Source organism: Vibrio gigantis (assembly GCF_024347515.1).
Taxonomy (GTDB): Bacteria; Pseudomonadota; Gammaproteobacteria; order Enterobacterales; family Vibrionaceae; genus Vibrio; species Vibrio gigantis.
In genome coordinates this window covers 288,622-305,219 of sequence record NZ_AP025493.1, presented here as the reverse complement: position 1 = coordinate 305,219, position 16,598 = coordinate 288,622, and the positions used below count along the sequence as shown (strand labels likewise).

At 41.5% G+C, this 16,598-nt stretch carries 16 protein-coding genes; 9 read left to right on the top strand and 7 right to left on the bottom strand.

From position 1 onward, the window contains the following. Nucleotides 1-19: 19 nt before the first annotated feature. Genes OCV56_RS17425 through OCV56_RS17415 form a run of 3 tightly spaced genes read left to right on the top strand, consistent with a single transcriptional unit; the run spans nucleotide 20 to nucleotide 1,878 of the window. A complete protein-coding gene (locus OCV56_RS17425; protein WP_086716350.1) occupies nucleotides 20-1,153 on the top strand; it encodes a phage/plasmid replication protein, II/X family in 1,134 nt (377 codons plus the stop codon). Nucleotides 1,154-1,162: 9 nt separating this feature from the next. Then, nucleotides 1,163-1,438 (top strand): G5P family DNA-binding protein, encoded by a 276-nt coding sequence (locus tag OCV56_RS17420; protein WP_016796579.1) that lies wholly within the window; start codon nucleotides 1,163-1,165, stop codon nucleotides 1,436-1,438. A 14-nt stretch (nucleotides 1,439-1,452) separates the two neighbouring features. Beyond that, the gene (locus OCV56_RS17415) at nucleotides 1,453-1,878 is read left to right on the top strand and encodes a hypothetical protein (RefSeq protein ID WP_228761175.1); all 426 of its coding nucleotides are present in this window, start codon (nucleotides 1,453-1,455) and stop codon (nucleotides 1,876-1,878) included. An 885-nt stretch (nucleotides 1,879-2,763) separates the two neighbouring features. On the opposite strand, the gene OCV56_RS17410 is transcribed toward OCV56_RS17415, so the two are convergent. After that, a complete protein-coding gene (locus OCV56_RS17410) occupies nucleotides 2,764-3,222 on the bottom strand; it encodes a helix-turn-helix transcriptional regulator (protein WP_086716348.1) in 459 nt (152 codons plus the stop codon). A gap of 120 nt (nucleotides 3,223-3,342) precedes the next feature. Here OCV56_RS17410 and OCV56_RS17405 point away from each other — a divergent pair, with 120 nt between their 5' ends. Genes OCV56_RS17405 through OCV56_RS17395 form a run of 3 tightly spaced genes read left to right on the top strand, consistent with a single transcriptional unit; the run spans nucleotide 3,343 to nucleotide 5,201 of the window. Further along, nucleotides 3,343-4,476 carry a phage/plasmid replication protein, II/X family gene (locus tag OCV56_RS17405; protein WP_086716350.1) on the top strand — a complete coding sequence of 378 codons (1,134 nt, stop codon included), beginning with the start codon at nucleotides 3,343-3,345 and terminating at the stop codon, nucleotides 4,474-4,476. A gap of 9 nt (nucleotides 4,477-4,485) precedes the next feature. Continuing rightward, nucleotides 4,486-4,761, top strand: a complete 276-nt coding sequence (locus OCV56_RS17400; RefSeq protein WP_016796579.1) for a G5P family DNA-binding protein — start codon at nucleotides 4,486-4,488, stop codon at nucleotides 4,759-4,761. A 14-nt stretch (nucleotides 4,762-4,775) separates the two neighbouring features. Then, on the top strand, nucleotides 4,776-5,201 hold the full coding sequence (locus tag OCV56_RS17395) for a hypothetical protein (RefSeq protein ID WP_228761175.1): 426 nt from the start codon (nucleotides 4,776-4,778) through the stop codon (nucleotides 5,199-5,201). Between the two features lie 229 nt (nucleotides 5,202-5,430). Here OCV56_RS17395 and yciH read toward each other — a convergent pair whose 3' ends face one another. Together yciH and OCV56_RS17385 are read right to left on the bottom strand one after the other, a co-directional pair. Then, entirely contained in the window at nucleotides 5,431-5,742 is a 312-nt protein-coding gene (gene yciH, locus OCV56_RS17390; RefSeq protein ID WP_008221404.1) for a stress response translation initiation inhibitor YciH, read from the bottom strand. Nucleotides 5,743-5,745: 3 nt separating this feature from the next. Beyond that, nucleotides 5,746-6,114, bottom strand: coding sequence for a DUF3319 domain-containing protein (locus OCV56_RS17385; RefSeq protein WP_086713968.1), 369 nt, complete (start codon nucleotides 6,112-6,114; stop codon nucleotides 5,746-5,748). A gap of 100 nt (nucleotides 6,115-6,214) precedes the next feature. Here OCV56_RS17385 and OCV56_RS17380 point away from each other — a divergent pair, with 100 nt between their 5' ends. Then, a complete protein-coding gene (locus tag OCV56_RS17380; protein WP_086713967.1) occupies nucleotides 6,215-7,183 on the top strand; it encodes a tyrosine-type recombinase/integrase in 969 nt (322 codons plus the stop codon). 112 nt (nucleotides 7,184-7,295) lie between these two features. Here OCV56_RS17380 and OCV56_RS17375 read toward each other — a convergent pair whose 3' ends face one another. Both OCV56_RS17375 and OCV56_RS17370 read right to left on the bottom strand, forming a co-directional pair. Beyond that, nucleotides 7,296-8,291 carry a D-alanine--D-alanine ligase gene (locus OCV56_RS17375; protein ID WP_086713966.1) on the bottom strand — a complete coding sequence of 332 codons (996 nt, stop codon included), beginning with the start codon at nucleotides 8,289-8,291 and terminating at the stop codon, nucleotides 7,296-7,298. 179 nt (nucleotides 8,292-8,470) lie between these two features. Next, nucleotides 8,471-9,034, bottom strand: a complete 564-nt coding sequence (locus OCV56_RS17370) for an SPOR domain-containing protein (RefSeq protein ID WP_086713965.1) — start codon at nucleotides 9,032-9,034, stop codon at nucleotides 8,471-8,473. A gap of 216 nt (nucleotides 9,035-9,250) precedes the next feature. Here OCV56_RS17370 and OCV56_RS17365 point away from each other — a divergent pair, with 216 nt between their 5' ends. Next, a complete protein-coding gene (locus OCV56_RS17365) occupies nucleotides 9,251-11,935 on the top strand; it encodes a bifunctional acetate--CoA ligase family protein/GNAT family N-acetyltransferase (RefSeq protein ID WP_086713964.1) in 2,685 nt (894 codons plus the stop codon). On the opposite strand, the gene OCV56_RS17360 is transcribed toward OCV56_RS17365, so the two are convergent. After that, the gene (locus OCV56_RS17360; RefSeq protein ID WP_086713963.1) at nucleotides 11,924-12,811 is read right to left on the bottom strand and encodes a LysR family transcriptional regulator; all 888 of its coding nucleotides are present in this window, start codon (nucleotides 12,809-12,811) and stop codon (nucleotides 11,924-11,926) included. The genes OCV56_RS17365 and OCV56_RS17360 overlap by 12 nt on opposite strands. A gap of 226 nt (nucleotides 12,812-13,037) precedes the next feature. Between OCV56_RS17360 and OCV56_RS17355 the strand changes: the two genes are divergently transcribed. Further along, complete coding sequence (locus tag OCV56_RS17355) at nucleotides 13,038-15,185, top strand: TonB-dependent hemoglobin/transferrin/lactoferrin family receptor (protein ID WP_086713962.1); 2,148 nt, start codon at nucleotides 13,038-13,040, stop codon at nucleotides 15,183-15,185. Nucleotides 15,186-15,524: 339 nt separating this feature from the next. Here the strand turns inward: OCV56_RS17355 and galE are convergent, their stop codons facing one another. Next, nucleotides 15,525-16,538: a UDP-glucose 4-epimerase GalE gene (galE, locus tag OCV56_RS17350; RefSeq protein ID WP_086713961.1), complete on the bottom strand. Its 1,014-nt coding sequence runs from the start codon at nucleotides 16,536-16,538 to the stop codon at nucleotides 15,525-15,527. Nucleotides 16,539-16,598 lie beyond the last annotated feature (60 nt).

Genomic DNA, 16,598 nt, shown 5'->3' with positions numbered 1-16,598 from the left:
GTTGACAGGGTTTTTTACATTGTTCTTTATCGACCGTTTATTCATGCAACAAGATCATCATTCAGGCGGGCTTCCGCTTGTTGGTCGTCATGTTATTGAGCGAGTTGATTTGGAAACTGGTGAGAAACTACCTCCCTCAGTGAATCAAAAAATACTTGAAGGTTCTTTCAGTACAAAGTTGACGATTAGATGTGATGGATACCGTGTAAGAGTTGAAGGAAACCCATCTCGCTGGCAGCGTCAGGACAATCTTTTTGGACTCGAAACTATCGAGCAGTGTGTGGAAATCTATAACCATATTTTATCCAAATATGACCTACCGCCATTTACAAAAAATACCCGCCTATCACATAGACAATCCCCTGATGGTAAAGCTTCTTCACTTGTAGGTGATGGGGCTGAAATTACGAGTATCGACTGGACTCGAAACATGTCAGTAGGCAAGGGCAGTGAACAATCTTTTATACGAGGAATGTCCTCAATCCAAATGGGACGCGGTCGTAAACCAAAACTCTATCCGGATGGTACTAGTTGCTACTGGGGCGAGGGGTCAGAATGGGAGGTAATTAAGCTATATACAAAAGGCGTCGAGTTACGCCGTCACATGAAAAAAGTCAAAAATCTAGACGCTGATACACTTAGTTATATCAATCAACTAATTGAATACTGTGAAAAAAATGGAGTCGTTCGACTAGAAAGTAGCTTAAGGCAGAAGTTGTTGAAGAGATACAACCTGCAATTTTACGGCTACGTAAAAGAGCATGACTTCTTACCACACTTACAAAACTTCGAGAATGCTATGAACACAATATCAGTCTCACATGATCACCACGAAACGATAGCTCAACAACTTTTATCTTGTGGAGTTGTCGATACAGTTCGCAAAGCAAATACAACCATGAATTACTTCACGTTATGGCAGAACGGCACTGACCTTAGAGAAACACTGAATCGCTCTCAGTTCTATGAACATAAAGCCAGATTGAAAAAAATCGGTATCGATATCGGTCAACAGTTCGATGTCTCTAGAATGTGTCCAACGTTGAAGCGTTCGAAAGAAATAGAAGTTCAACCATTACTGGTACCAGCTTGGTATCAACTACCAAAGGCTGCGCAGTCAAACGTGCTGCCGTTTAAAGCTTACGTAGCTTAAGGAAAAGATATGTTGAAAGTAGAAATCTTCCCAGAACATGAACAACCAATCACAAGAACATTACCAGGCAAAGATGGTAAACAAGCTAGAACGATAAGAGAACAAGTCGGATATGCATATCTAGGTGGTAAGTTCCCAGTCGAAATGAAGCTATCGTTACAAGACGACCAATCTGCATATAAATCAGGAAACTACGAACTTGATAGCTCAAGCTTTACCGTGAATAACTTCGGTGGACTGGAATTAAAACGCTTCGGCATTAAGCTCGTGAGGTCGATGAAATAATGGAAGATCAAGTCATGAAATCTGATGAGCTCCAAGAAGTCATTAACTGGTTACACAACGATGTAGATAAAGCCGTTGATGATGCCAATGATGTAGTTGCCAAGCGTCAGTACAAAAAAGTCTTCGACAGCTTAGAGTTACTAAAAGAAATGCTGCTCATGAGTGAGTCCAACAATAACTATGTACAGATGCTCGGTTATCGAGATGACACAGACCAAGTTCAATGTATGGTGTCGAATGTTGTTGGCTTAAACTTCCAAGAAGTGAATGAACTTGCTGATGAGATATTCTTGGTTGGTGACTGGTTCATGTCAGTGACAAGCGTTGATAAAGATGAAAACCACAACGTAAAAATCTATGGGCCATATGAGACAGACCAGCAAGCAATGGAACATGCTCGTAAAACCTTGTCAGTAACAACGTTCAGAATCTCTGTATGAGCCCAGAAAGCCCCTCAAAAACAAACTAGCCTAAGTGCGTATTATGGGTCTAAATTATGTTTAGAGGTTTGCTGAAAGCCTGAATGAAATCAAACGTGGGCGAGGGATATGCTCAATTAGAAAGGTCAGCTTGCTGGCCTTTTTTAATGCTCATCGTGAGAATCGTTTTACGATTGAAGCCCGTAATATAATTTGCATAATACGCGGGTTCTTGTTTTAACGATTAGATAGTCTTATGATTACTTGGCAAAAGAAAGCCCAAAGAGCTGTAACTCTTCAGGCTTGGATAGATTAGTTTTTGCTTTTTATGATTTTGACTAGGGCTGTTATTGCGGTTATCACAGCAGCTATTGCCAATAGTAGGTTTGTCAGGTCTTCGATATAGTTGATCTCCCTAAATTAAGAGCCCTGAGCCGAATGCTTAGGGCTTTTTTGTAACAGTACCGTCGAAGAGTCAAATTATATCAAAGCTCTCTTTAGGCAACCTGTATGTTTAAGGAAGTAACATAATTTATTGTACGGTAATCATATAAAGCATAAGCTCAAGCATTTGATTTTATTAGCATTTAATTTTCCGTAAAATATTTTGTGATACAGATCTCAAATTTTATCGTGCAGTTTATGTTTGTCTATTTAACTCGATTTTCACTGCTATAAGCTACGCTTGTAGAGCGAAAATGAGTCGACAAGCGAAGCGCGTCAGAAAGGAAAGCCTAACTTTATAGCTGGGCTTTTTTATTACTTGGTATATAAGCCAACTATCCAACCCCCCAGTCATGATCATGATGAGAGAGAGGCAGATTTTGGGAGGCAAGCGTAGCGCGCAAAACTGGCGCTCTCAGGTTCGGGTTCCTGTAACACCCGAATTAAGTCCGGAATTCCGGATTACGGTAACCTTTCCCAGTTAGACTCACCACTTAGCTCTGCTTTTTCTTGAGCTTTAAACGAAACCTCATCTGACACATTTTCCATGTCTTTGATGTTTATACCGTGCTGCTTTCGCATCATTAAATCTAGTTCAGAGAGAAATTCATTTTTGTCTAAAATGAATTTATGAAGAATTGATGTAAAAGTGACACTATCAATATACCTTTGCATCGATGCAACAGTTTTCATGAACTCTACTTGTTCGTGAGCATCAACGTCGAATAGTTCACCACGGCAAATCTCCATTTCACTAACTTTTAAGATTTCGGCTAAGTTTTTGATATTACTAGCCTTAGGCTCGTTCTTCCCATTTTCCCATTTCATATATGTTTGGGGGGTCACACCAACAAACTCTGCAACATCACTTTGTTTTAAATTTAGTAGGTCTCGCCTAGTTTTAAGTACATCTTTAAGCATCCGAAACTCCTGTGAATATCATTTTTAATAATTATACATGCTATTTTTCATACCTCGACTTTACATGTCTAAAAGTAAAGTTTAAGCTGTGATAAATCATAGTTGACAGGGTTTTTTACATTGTTCTTTATCGACCGTTTATTCATGCAACAAGATCATCATTCAGGCGGGCTTCCGCTTGTTGGTCGTCATGTTATTGAGCGAGTTGATTTGGAAACTGGTGAGAAACTACCTCCCTCAGTGAATCAAAAAATACTTGAAGGTTCTTTCAGTACAAAGTTGACGATTAGATGTGATGGATACCGTGTAAGAGTTGAAGGAAACCCATCTCGCTGGCAGCGTCAGGACAATCTTTTTGGACTCGAAACTATCGAGCAGTGTGTGGAAATCTATAACCATATTTTATCCAAATATGACCTACCGCCATTTACAAAAAATACCCGCCTATCACATAGACAATCCCCTGATGGTAAAGCTTCTTCACTTGTAGGTGATGGGGCTGAAATTACGAGTATCGACTGGACTCGAAACATGTCAGTAGGCAAGGGCAGTGAACAATCTTTTATACGAGGAATGTCCTCAATCCAAATGGGACGCGGTCGTAAACCAAAACTCTATCCGGATGGTACTAGTTGCTACTGGGGCGAGGGGTCAGAATGGGAGGTAATTAAGCTATATACAAAAGGCGTCGAGTTACGCCGTCACATGAAAAAAGTCAAAAATCTAGACGCTGATACACTTAGTTATATCAATCAACTAATTGAATACTGTGAAAAAAATGGAGTCGTTCGACTAGAAAGTAGCTTAAGGCAGAAGTTGTTGAAGAGATACAACCTGCAATTTTACGGCTACGTAAAAGAGCATGACTTCTTACCACACTTACAAAACTTCGAGAATGCTATGAACACAATATCAGTCTCACATGATCACCACGAAACGATAGCTCAACAACTTTTATCTTGTGGAGTTGTCGATACAGTTCGCAAAGCAAATACAACCATGAATTACTTCACGTTATGGCAGAACGGCACTGACCTTAGAGAAACACTGAATCGCTCTCAGTTCTATGAACATAAAGCCAGATTGAAAAAAATCGGTATCGATATCGGTCAACAGTTCGATGTCTCTAGAATGTGTCCAACGTTGAAGCGTTCGAAAGAAATAGAAGTTCAACCATTACTGGTACCAGCTTGGTATCAACTACCAAAGGCTGCGCAGTCAAACGTGCTGCCGTTTAAAGCTTACGTAGCTTAAGGAAAAGATATGTTGAAAGTAGAAATCTTCCCAGAACATGAACAACCAATCACAAGAACATTACCAGGCAAAGATGGTAAACAAGCTAGAACGATAAGAGAACAAGTCGGATATGCATATCTAGGTGGTAAGTTCCCAGTCGAAATGAAGCTATCGTTACAAGACGACCAATCTGCATATAAATCAGGAAACTACGAACTTGATAGCTCAAGCTTTACCGTGAATAACTTCGGTGGACTGGAATTAAAACGCTTCGGCATTAAGCTCGTGAGGTCGATGAAATAATGGAAGATCAAGTCATGAAATCTGATGAGCTCCAAGAAGTCATTAACTGGTTACACAACGATGTAGATAAAGCCGTTGATGATGCCAATGATGTAGTTGCCAAGCGTCAGTACAAAAAAGTCTTCGACAGCTTAGAGTTACTAAAAGAAATGCTGCTCATGAGTGAGTCCAACAATAACTATGTACAGATGCTCGGTTATCGAGATGACACAGACCAAGTTCAATGTATGGTGTCGAATGTTGTTGGCTTAAACTTCCAAGAAGTGAATGAACTTGCTGATGAGATATTCTTGGTTGGTGACTGGTTCATGTCAGTGACAAGCGTTGATAAAGATGAAAACCACAACGTAAAAATCTATGGGCCATATGAGACAGACCAGCAAGCAATGGAACATGCTCGTAAAACCTTGTCAGTAACAACGTTCAGAATCTCTGTATGAGCCCAGAAAGCCCCTCAAAAACAAACTAGCCTAAGTGCGTATTATGTATATTATGTTAAATCAAGCTCAGTATTTAAAAGGCAGAACTATTTTTGGGATGCCCTGCCTTTTATCGATGCCGATACTCTCTGAACTATACTGTGTATTTAACCATAATGGCTATTTACCATAAAATACCTAATAACCAGTGATAATAATCTTCGATTTTAACCCTGATATTAGTTAGAGATTAACCGCCAGCAAACTTAACTTTGTAGCCTTTCTTTTCAAGATGCGCTTTGATCTTGTCACGCGCATCACCTTGAATTTCGATGTTGCCGTCTTTTACTGAACCGCCGCAGCCGCAAACTTTCTTGAGTTCTGCAGCCATTAGTTTTAATGGTGCGTCATCTAGGTCTAAGCCAGTTACGACAGAAACACCTTTGCCTTTACGGCCTTTGGTTTCTTTTTGGATTCGAACGATACCATCGCCTTTAGGACGTTGGACTTTCTCTTCTTCAGGCTTAATTCGACCTGTTTCTGTTGAATATACTAGGCTCATAATTTACTTCTTTTGTTGCTCTGCTTTTTGTTTTGCGAGTAAGTAAGCTTCTATATGGCGTTGGATTGCAATCTTGCCGCCTTTAATTAAGCGACCGTTAAACATGCAGTACCACGCATTAGGCTCACCGGTGTCATTTTTGATTTGGTAGCCGTTGAAGTTTTCCGTCGAGCCACCAGTTCCTCTCGACTTATTTAATGACGTGAATTCTTTTGGATCAATAATAGATGCGGTGTCAATCCACCAATCAATACTCTTTTTCACGGCAGCTAAGTTGCCCTGAATAACGTTGTTTTTTAACTTAGCACGCCAAACTGTGTTGTTAGCATCTATCGATTGAAGATGGACGCTTCGGTAAATTGAATTAGCCATATCTATTAATCATCTTTTTGTTTTCACTACATTAATCATAAGTATACTTATAATGATATCAAGCATAATATGGTAAAAACACCTGTCGAGGTACGGTAATTTGAGAAAAAAAGTCCCTATTTTAACCGACTCTGTGATAATTAATTCATTTGTCGAAAAATTAAACAGGCACGCCACAATTGAAATTATAGATGAGTTGACAGGATTTCAATACTCTCATAACTCGCTGCTGAGTATCTATAGTGATTGGAATCGCTACCATGCGTTCTGTACTAAATATCGTATTAACACTCTTCCCGCGTCTATAACCGCTGTGCGTCGTTTTCTTGAGACTGAGTCCAATGATAGAAAGTATGCCTCATTAAAACGTTACACTGCAACGCTAAGTATGCTACACACCGTGCTTAACTTTCCCAATCCAATAAAGCACAGACAAATTCGATTTACCCTGCTCCACTTACAATCACAGATGGCCGGTGATGCTAAGCAAACCAATGCTATGACATCTTTGCATCTCGCTGATTTAAATGCGCTACTCTGCCATGAGAAAGCAAATTTAAAAGAGATCAGAGACATCGCTATTTATAATGTGATGTTCGAGTGCGCATTAAAGCGCTCAGAGCTTAAGGCGTTATCGATGAGTGATGTTAAATACGTTGAAGAGCATTACCAAGTAATAGTAAAAGATTCGGTTTATCAGCTGTCACAAATAGCCAGTACTTCACTTCAACGTTGGCTTTCATTTATTGGTACAGAAGATGAGTTTCCAGTGTTTCGTGCAATAGACAAGCATGAGAATATTGGTTTGCAGCCTTTAGATGATTCGTCCATTTACCGGATTTTAAGAAGGGCAAGTGACTTACTCCAACTGCCCGAAAATTACCATTTTTCTGGAAATTCGATTCGTGTTGGTGCCGCGCAAGAGTTGTCGAAACGAGGTTTTAAGGTAAAAGAGATTCAGGACTTTGGACGTTGGCTGAGCCCTGCAATGCCAGCCCAATATGTGGGTTATTCGGGTACAGCTGAAAGTGAGAAGATGAAGTTTAAGGCGCTAATACCATGGCAATAAGCCATTGCAACTAGTCAATAGACTGAAAAGATGGAAGTAAAAAAAGCGACTTGGAAGTAACCCAAGCCGCTTTTTATTGTGAATTGGTTATACGAAACCTTAGAAAATACCCTTAAGAAAGGCTGGTTCTCACACAGTTTTCAAGGAACTGAGCGAACTTATGTCCGTCGTGTTCAACCATTTTTGGGAACATTGAAATTGGTGTCATGCCTGGGAAGGTATTAACTTCGTTTAGGTAGATCTCGTTGTCCTGCGTTAAAAAGAAGTCGATACGAGACAAGTGACGAAGCTTCATCTGAGTGAAGACTTTACGTGCGCTGTCTGCAATCAATTCACGCTGTTCGTCTGTTAAGTTACTTGCTTCAACTTCAGTGATCGAGTGACTGTCTGCACTGTACTTCTCTTCGTAAGAGTAAAACGCACCATTAGGTGCAATCACCTCGCCCGGCTTGCTGATATGTAGCTCGCCATCGATTTCATAAGCAGCAACTTCTAGCTCTCTAGGCACAACTGATTTCTCAACCAATACTTGGTCCGAGAAAGTGAACGCCTTGTTGATGGCCTCGCTTAAATCTTCGACTTGGTTAACTTGGTAACAACCTACAGAAGAACCTTGACGAGCAGCCTTTACGAACACTTTCCCCCATTTTTCAAAGGCTTGAGTTGCTTGTGAGTGAGCTTGATCATTGTTGTCTGATAAGAACAGGTACGGCGTGTTTGGAATGCCGAGAGCATCGTACCAAAGCTTTGACGTGATTTTATTAAAGCTGTTGTTACTAGCTTCTGAACCACAGCCTAGGTATGGAATTTTAGCCATTTCAAACAATGATTGTATATCACCGGTTTCACCTGGGAAACCGTGGATGCAAGGAACAATGAAATCGACTTTAGATGCTAAACCTTCACCGCGTAAGGTTTGGTCGTTAATATCAAGATAAACCAATTCACCTGAATCAAGACACCAGCCTTCGTTTTTAATTTCAACTCTCACAACGTTAAAATCTGAAACGCTATTGAGTTGTTCAAAAAGGTAATTGGCTGAAACTAAAGACACTTCATGCTCTGAAGATCCACCGCCGCAAAGTAGAAGGATGTTTGTGGTGTTCATGGGTAAATTCGGTCCTTGAAACTAGGAATACTGACTTCAATGATAAACAAAAGTCGAGATAGGTACAGTGTTTTGATTGTCAAAATTGCGTTCGAAAGAACGAGCGATTAACTATTAAACAAAACAGCGAGTCTTAAAACAAAAGAAGGAGCATTCGCCCCTTCTTTATGAATCAAAACTTAGTTTAACTTGTTAAGCGTCGGGTATTCAGAGTTCTTGATGTCATCAATGCTCTTAACGAATGGCTTCAAGTTTTGGAAAGTGGTTGGCAGCGTTGAGATTGCTTTTTTAGCTTCTAAGCGTGTTGCGTAATCACCATAAAGTACGGTGAACCACTTAGTTCCGTTAACCATTTTGTAGTTTTCCCAAACTGGTTGAGAAGTCGTAGGTAGCATTTTCACGAAAGAATCGACTTTACTTTGGCTGCCAACAGCAACAACTTGAACTGTGTAACCAAAACGCTGGTTCATGTCTTGTTGTTTTTTGGTTGGACCTGTCACTACTGCAACTGGCTTCGCTTTAGTCGTTTGAGTGACTTTCTGTTCGACAGGCTCGGTTCTAATAACGTTGACAACATTTTCTTCAACAACGCTTGTTTGCTCAGATTGAGATACAACTGGAGCTTCAACTTTTGCCGTTTTGTACTCTTCTTGATAACTATCTGAAGTTACATTAGTAACGTAGTCATCAGATACACATGCAGCCAAGAGCAGTGGCAAAGTCACAATTGCAAATTTTTTCATGGAAAGCTCTATATCCTTAATATTAATTACTATAAATCATGCCGATACGTCGGTTTAGAATCAAGTTAACTTTGAAATTATACACCATTAGTGGGTGACCTATTTCACAAACTTTATGCAGTGTTTGCTTATTCATCTGAATTCGGTGAAATTGCCATCAACCCGTGAGTGAAAAGTAAGTTACGATGAACTTACGTGCATTGCTAGGATATGTCTATGAATCATCTTGATCCCCTACTTAAACCCCGTTCAATAGCTGTTGTTGGTGCTTCTCAACGAGAAACGCGTGCGGGATATATTGTTATGAATAATTTGTTACACGGGGATTTTAAAGGTGCGGTGATGCCGGTTACGCCAAAATATGACTCGGTGGCAGGTGTCCTCTCTTACAAGAATATTTTATCGCTACCGATCGTTCCTGACCTAGCAATTTTATGCACCAATGCGACTCGTAATGTCGCCATTTTTGAAGAGCTAGCAGAGAAAGGCATTGCTTCTGTCATCGTGCTTTCATCCGACATGCAGCAAGAAAGCGACAATGGCGAGACGTATGATGAACGATGCCTCGCGATTGCCAAAAAGTACAATATTCGAGTGCTTGGTTCCAATAGTTTGGGGGTTATTATCCCTTGGTTAAATTTGAACGCCTCGTTCTCTCCAGTAACAGCGTTACCCGGTAAAATAGCCTTTGTTTCTCAGTCGGCAGCTGTATGTACAACTATTCTCGATTGGGCTAATGACAAAGAGATCGGTTTCTCGGCGTTTATCTCTATAGGCAATGGTACCGATATCGAATTTTCGGAGTTATTGGATTATCTGAGTACCGACTCTCACACCGAAGCGATATTACTTTATGTAGATAGCATTACTGATGCGAGGCGCTTTATTTCTGCAGCGCGTGCGGCTTCTCGTAACAGACGAATCCTTGTATTGAAAGGGGGCCGCACCGCGAAAGGTCGAGCGGCAGCAATGGCTCATACGGGTGGCGCCGATACGTTGGATATTATCTATGACTCAGCGATTCGACGTAGTGGTATGCTAAGAGTTAAGAACTTACATGAACTGTTTGCTGCGGTAGAAACTCTAACTCACTCAGTCCCATTACGCGGTGAGAGACTGGCTATTGTCACGAATGGTGGTGGCCCTGCGATTATGGCTGTTGATACGTTATTCGAACGTGGCGGTAAACTCGCTGAGCTATCGGAAGAGACACTCGAGAAACTTAATAAGGTGTTACCTTCAAGTTGGTCGCATAACAATCCTATCGATATTGTTGGTGATGCGGGTGATCAGCGTTATATAGATACCATCAACACACTACTCGATGGCGACGAAGCGGATGCCATTCTCATCATGCATAGCCCTTCTGCTATCGCCCATTCTGCTCAAACCGCAGAGCGCATCATTGATGCGATTAAAAAGCACCCTCGCCATAAGCGATTCAATATTCTTACCAATTGGTCTGGTGAACTGACGGCAAGGCCTGCTAGAAAGTTGTTTACCGAGGCTGGTATTCCAACCTATCGAACGCCAGAAAGCTCAGTAGTCGCATTCATGCACTTGGTCGAGTACCGCCGCAACCAACGCCAGCTTATGGAGACGCCAACGACGGCTGAGAAAGTCCATATTGAAGACTTAGCCGATGCTAGAAATTGGATAGAACGCCAACTACTGGATAAAGATACAGTTAGCCTTGATACCCACCAAAACAGTCAGTTTTTCAAGCACTTCAATCTGGATGTGTTACCTACTTGGATCGCTTCTGACCCCAGTGAAGCGGTGCATATTGCAGAAACGATTGGATACCCTGTCGCAGTCAAACTTCGTTCACCAGATATTGCGCACAAGTCTGACGTTCAAGGCGTGATGCTTAATTTAAGAAACAGTAGCGAGGTCGCGAATGCAGCTCAAGCAATCCTAGATCGCTCTCAGTTATCATTCCCAACAGCGCATATTCACGGTTTGTTGGTTCAAGGTATGGCGAAACTTGCTGGCGGACAAGAGCTTCGCGTTAAGGTGACAACTGATGAAACATTCGGTCCTATTATTCTACTCGGTCAAGGTGGTTCCGAATGGGATGAGTCGATTGACGCGGCAGCTGCTTTCCCTCCTCTTAACATGACATTGGCTCGTTACTTGATCATTCGAGCCATAAAGAGTGGCAAAATCCGTCTACAAAAGCTACCTAACCCTATCGACATCGAAGGCTTGTCGGAGTTGCTGGTTCGCATTTCTCAAATGGTAGTGGATTGCCCTGAAATACATGATCTGGATATACACCCAGTACTTGCGAATGGAGATAAGTTCACAATATTGGATGCAGATATCATATTGAAAGCTTACGAGGGGGATCCGCAAGAAAGACTAGCGATTCGCCCTTACCCTGTGGAGCTTGAAGAACGTATCCAGTTAAAAGATGGCACAGAAGTGTTGCTCCGCCCTATTCTTCCTGAAGATGAACCACTTCATGCCGATTTCATTAACCGAGTGTCTAAAGAGGATCTGTACAAACGCTTCTTTAGTGATGTGGGTGAATTCAATCATGAAGCGTTAGCTAATTTCACTCAGATCGATTTCGATAGAGAGATTGCTTTTGTTGTAGTGCGTGAAGAACAAGGCGTTCCGGCAATCATTGGTGTTTCTCGGGCTCTGATTAACCCAGAGAATACGGATGCTGAATTCGCAATATTGATTCGCTCTGATCTTAAAGGCGTTGGTTTAGGGCGAATTCTTATGACTAAGGTTATTGATTACTGCCGTGCCAAGCAGACTAAACAGATGTCGGGAATGACGATGCCAACCAATAGAGGGATGCTGACACTAGCTCAAAAACTCGGTTTCAAGCTAGATATCAGTTTTGAAGACGGTACAGCAGATATGGTGCTTCCGTTACTTGAGTGACCATGTTTTTTTAAGGTGTTGGATGCACCATGATTTGGCATCGCCCATTTTATTACGTCGCCAAGCCATGACGATATCGATCGGCTGTGGTTCTGTACCTGAAATCTGCTGTAAAACGCCGGATTCAATTAGCGGCTTAGCAATACTACTAGGTAAGGTACCAATACCTAACCCGCTGGTTAACGCTTCTACTTTTGCCGGAAAGCTCGTCACCGTCAAACGCGGCTGCTTCTCTAAAATATTGATGCTTAATGCTGGCTGATCACGAGCCGTATCCGCGATTGCAATAACCCTGTAACTTTCTCTAGCCTTTTGGTCAAACTCACCAGAACGCTTATGAACGTAATGATTGGATGCCGCCACCCAAACCATTTCCATTTTCCCAATTACGTCACTTTTCATGTCATTTGGAATTGTGTCTACCTTTGGACAAACTAGCAAGTCAGCACGGCCATCTGACAGTGACTCCCAACATCCCGCTAAGATCTCTTCTTGTAAACGGACACGCGTTTTACTGATTTTTCCTAGTTCATCAACAAGTGGGAAGAAATTAGCAATTGGGATAATGCCGTCAAAAGCAATAGTTAAATCCAACTCCCATCCATTAGCTAGAATGCTGGCCTCGTTGACGAGCCTTTCAGTTGCACCAAGGATTACTCTACCTTGCTCGAGTATCAGTTGACCGGCCTCTGTAAAGTTTGCGCGATGGCCAGAACGGTCAAAAATCATGATATCTAAGTCTTGTTCAAGCTTTTGAATTTGGTAACTGAGTGATGAAGGCGCGCGGTCCATTTCGTTGGCCGCAGCAGCGAAACTTCCACGCCTGTCGATAGCGTCTAGGATGTGTAACGCTTCAAGTGTTATTGGGCTATGCATCATTATCCAACTTTATAAATGAGGGCTCGATCACAAAAATTGAAGTATTCATCAGCTAAATGGAACGTTTAAAGCTTTTTAAATACAATGAGTTATACGGTTTAAGTGGGTTTCTAATAATAAAATCACAAACAAATTGAAATGCAAATAATAGTAATTATCATTTAGATCCAATATTATCTTTCGCGAAATCAAGATAATACTATGGAATTAAGGTAACTATCAGATGTATAAGCAATCCCTACTCTCTGCTTCAATCGTTTTAGCGCTTTCATCAACCTCAGCCTTAGCTGAAGATTATGCCCTATTTGATGAGGTTGTTGTATCTTCGACTCGTACGAATCAAACACTTATCAATACTGCTGCTTCTATCACCGTCATCTCTGATAAGCAAATCGAAGAGAATATGGCAAAAGATGTTAATGAAATCTTCGAATACACGCCAGGTGTAACGATGAACTCAAGCTCACGCCAAGGTGCCCAAACCATTAACATCCGTGGCATGGAAGGTAAACGCGTTAAGATTTTAGTAGATGGCTCATCGCAACCTGGTTCATTTGATGGTGGTCCCTACGCCTTTATCAATTCTAGCGGTATTTCAATTGATCCCGACATGCTTAAAAGTGTCGAAATCATCAAAGGTGCTGCTTCAAGTTTACACGGAAGTGACGCAATTGGCGGTGTTGCCGCCTTTGAAACTAAAGACCCTTCTGACTTCTTGAAAGATGGCAAAGACTTCGGTGGTCAAGCTAAGCTCTCTTACTCTTCTGAAGATAACTCATTCAGTGAACATGTTGCATTAGCTAATCGTTTTGGCGATTTAGAAACTCTTGTTGCTTATACTCGCCGTGACGGTGAAGAGCTTCAAAATTTCCGCAACTCAAGTGATTTAGAGAACTACGCGGTAGAAAATCAAGATACGTCAGCAGATAACTTGTTGGTAAAACTGCAATACCAATTGAATGAAAGCCATCGCATTGAATTCCTAGCGGAGCTAATCAAAGATACCTCTGATTCAGACATCTACCACTCTAGTTATGACAGCTACAATGGTGAAGATGACACGAAACAAAATCGATTCGCAATCAAGCATATTTGGTTTGCAGACGGCGCTATTGCTGACACTGTGACGAGTAAAGTATCGTATATTTCTAAAGAAGAGAATGGAGTAACAAAACGCTTTAAACCAGCAGGCCCTGGTATGCCACCTTGGGTTCCAGCTAACAACGACAATTTACAAACAAAAGACTACGAGTACACCGAAGATAAGCTTGAGATCGAGACGCAGTTAGACAAAGAAATTAACAACCATTATCTAGTGTATGGTGCGACTTATACACATAGTGACATTAGTAACACCAACATGGAGTACAACTCTGATCCAGCTACTGATGATCAGCTTTATGTATACACTCCCGATGCTAAAGAGCAAAAGTTTGGTTTGTTTGTTCAAGATGAAATCAGTTTAATGAACAATAAACTGGTTGTGACTCCTGGTGTTCGTTTTGACTATTTCTCTACTGATCCAGGTAATAACACAACTGAATCACTGACTGATTTCTCAGATTCTGCGGTAACGGGGCGTTTAGGTACAACTTACAAACTGACAGATACCGGTACTGTGTTTGGTCAAATTAGCCAAGGCTTTAGAGCTCCTTCATTTGACGAACTGTACTATACATATGACAACCCTGGGCACGGTTACGTCAATGATCCAAACCCTGATCTTAAGTCAGAAACAAGCATCTCGTACGAGCTAGGCTACCGTCACAATACACAGGCTTCATCGTCTGAGATTGCAGCTTACTACAGTGATTATGATGATTTCATTGAAACTGTAGTAACGAAAAAAGTCGGTGGTACGACACACTACTCTAACGTTAACTTAGAATCAGCAACGATCAAAGGCATCGAGTTCTCGAACACGCTACTTTGGGATGTGTTAGTGGGTGCGCCAGAGGGTATTTCGACTCACTTTGTGGCGTCATACACAGAAGGTGAAGACGGAAACGGAAATGCACTAAACAGTGTTAACCCTTGGAACGCAGTGTTAGGTCTGAACTACGATGCGCCTAACCAAAATTGGGGTACGAGCCTTAAATTAAATTACACAGCGGATAAATCTGGGTCAGACATTAACTTTGATGACGAGAATGGCGGTAACGCAGGTCAGGCTGAGCTTCCAAGTGCAACCGTTGTTGACTTAACAGCTTACTACAAACCAATGAAAGATTTGACGATTCGTGGTGGCGTGTTTAACTTAACCAACGAAGAGTACTACCGTTGGAATGACATTCGCGGCGATGATGAGCTCTACAAAGAGAACTCTCAAGCAGAAAGAAACTACGGTATTTCTGCTAAGTACGAATTCTAATTTGTTAGAAAGCTAAACAGCAGAAACTAAAAAGCCAGCTATAAGCTGGCTTTTATCTATTTCACTAAAAATTGTATCAAAAAGGGATAAGTGAAATTACTTCTCTGCCATTTCTTTCTTAACCATTACTGCTGCAGCAACGATGAAAGTGATGATTAGGCCTAGTTCCATGATTAACTCCAAAGAAAATTAACATTAAACATATAATTCGCGAGCATAGTAACACAAAGAATACAGAATGATACTTTTTAACCACTAATTTACTTTTTATTCGATTTAGATCAAAAAAGATGCCCTAGAGCATCTTTTTATAAGTTAACCATTCATGAAACAGCTAGGTTAGCCTGGGAAACCATTAGGGTTTGTTGACTGCCAGCGCCATGTATCTTCGGTCATTTCAGCTAGAGTGCGTGTCGCGTTCCAACCAAGTTCCTTCTGAGCTTTAGCCGGATCTGCCCAACATTCTGCGATGTCACCAGGACGTCGTTCAACAAGCTTGTATGGGATTTCTTTGCCACTTGCTTGCTCAAACGCTTTAACCATATCTAATACACTTGAACCGTTGCCAGTACCAAGGTTGTAGATATGAAGCCCCTCTGTACGCCCTACTTTCTCAAGTGCGGCGATGTGGCCATCAGATAGATCCATTACGTGGATGTAGTCACGAACACCAGTACCATCTTTCGTTGGGTAATCGCTGCCAAATACAGATAAGAACTCACGTCGCCCCACAGCTACTTGAGATACAAATGGCATTAGATTGTTTGGAATGCCTTGCGGGTCTTCGCCTAGCTCGCCACTTGGGTGTGAACCTACCGGGTTAAAGTAACGAAGTAATGTGATACTCCAGTCGGGATTCGCTTTTTGGAAATCCGTTAGACACTCTTCAACCATAAGCTTGCTACGACCATAAGGGTTTGTCGCACTCGTTGGGAAATCTTCAGTAATTGGAACACTAGCAGGATCACCGTACACCGTTGCTGAAGAGCTGAATACTAAGGTTTTAACACCAGCATCACGCATTGCATCCACAAGAACTAACGTGCCGTTTACGTTATTGTCGTAGTATTCAAGAGGCTTTGCCACGGACTCACCCACCGCTTTAAGGCCAGCAAAATGGATAACGGCTTCGATGTTATGTTGCTTCATGGTTTCAGTTAAAAGCGCCTTATCACGTACGTCGCCTTCAACGAAACTAGGGCGAACCCCCGATACTTTTTCGATACGTTCTAGAACGCTTGGTTTGCTATTGTACAAGCTATCAAAAAGTACAGGTGTCATACCTGCGTTAATCATCTGGATACTTGTATGGCTACCAATGTAACCCATGCCACCTGTAACTAAAACATTCATGCTTAGCAGACCTTTTAATTAAAATTATTCAACCTATCACTTATGATACAACAACTTAGG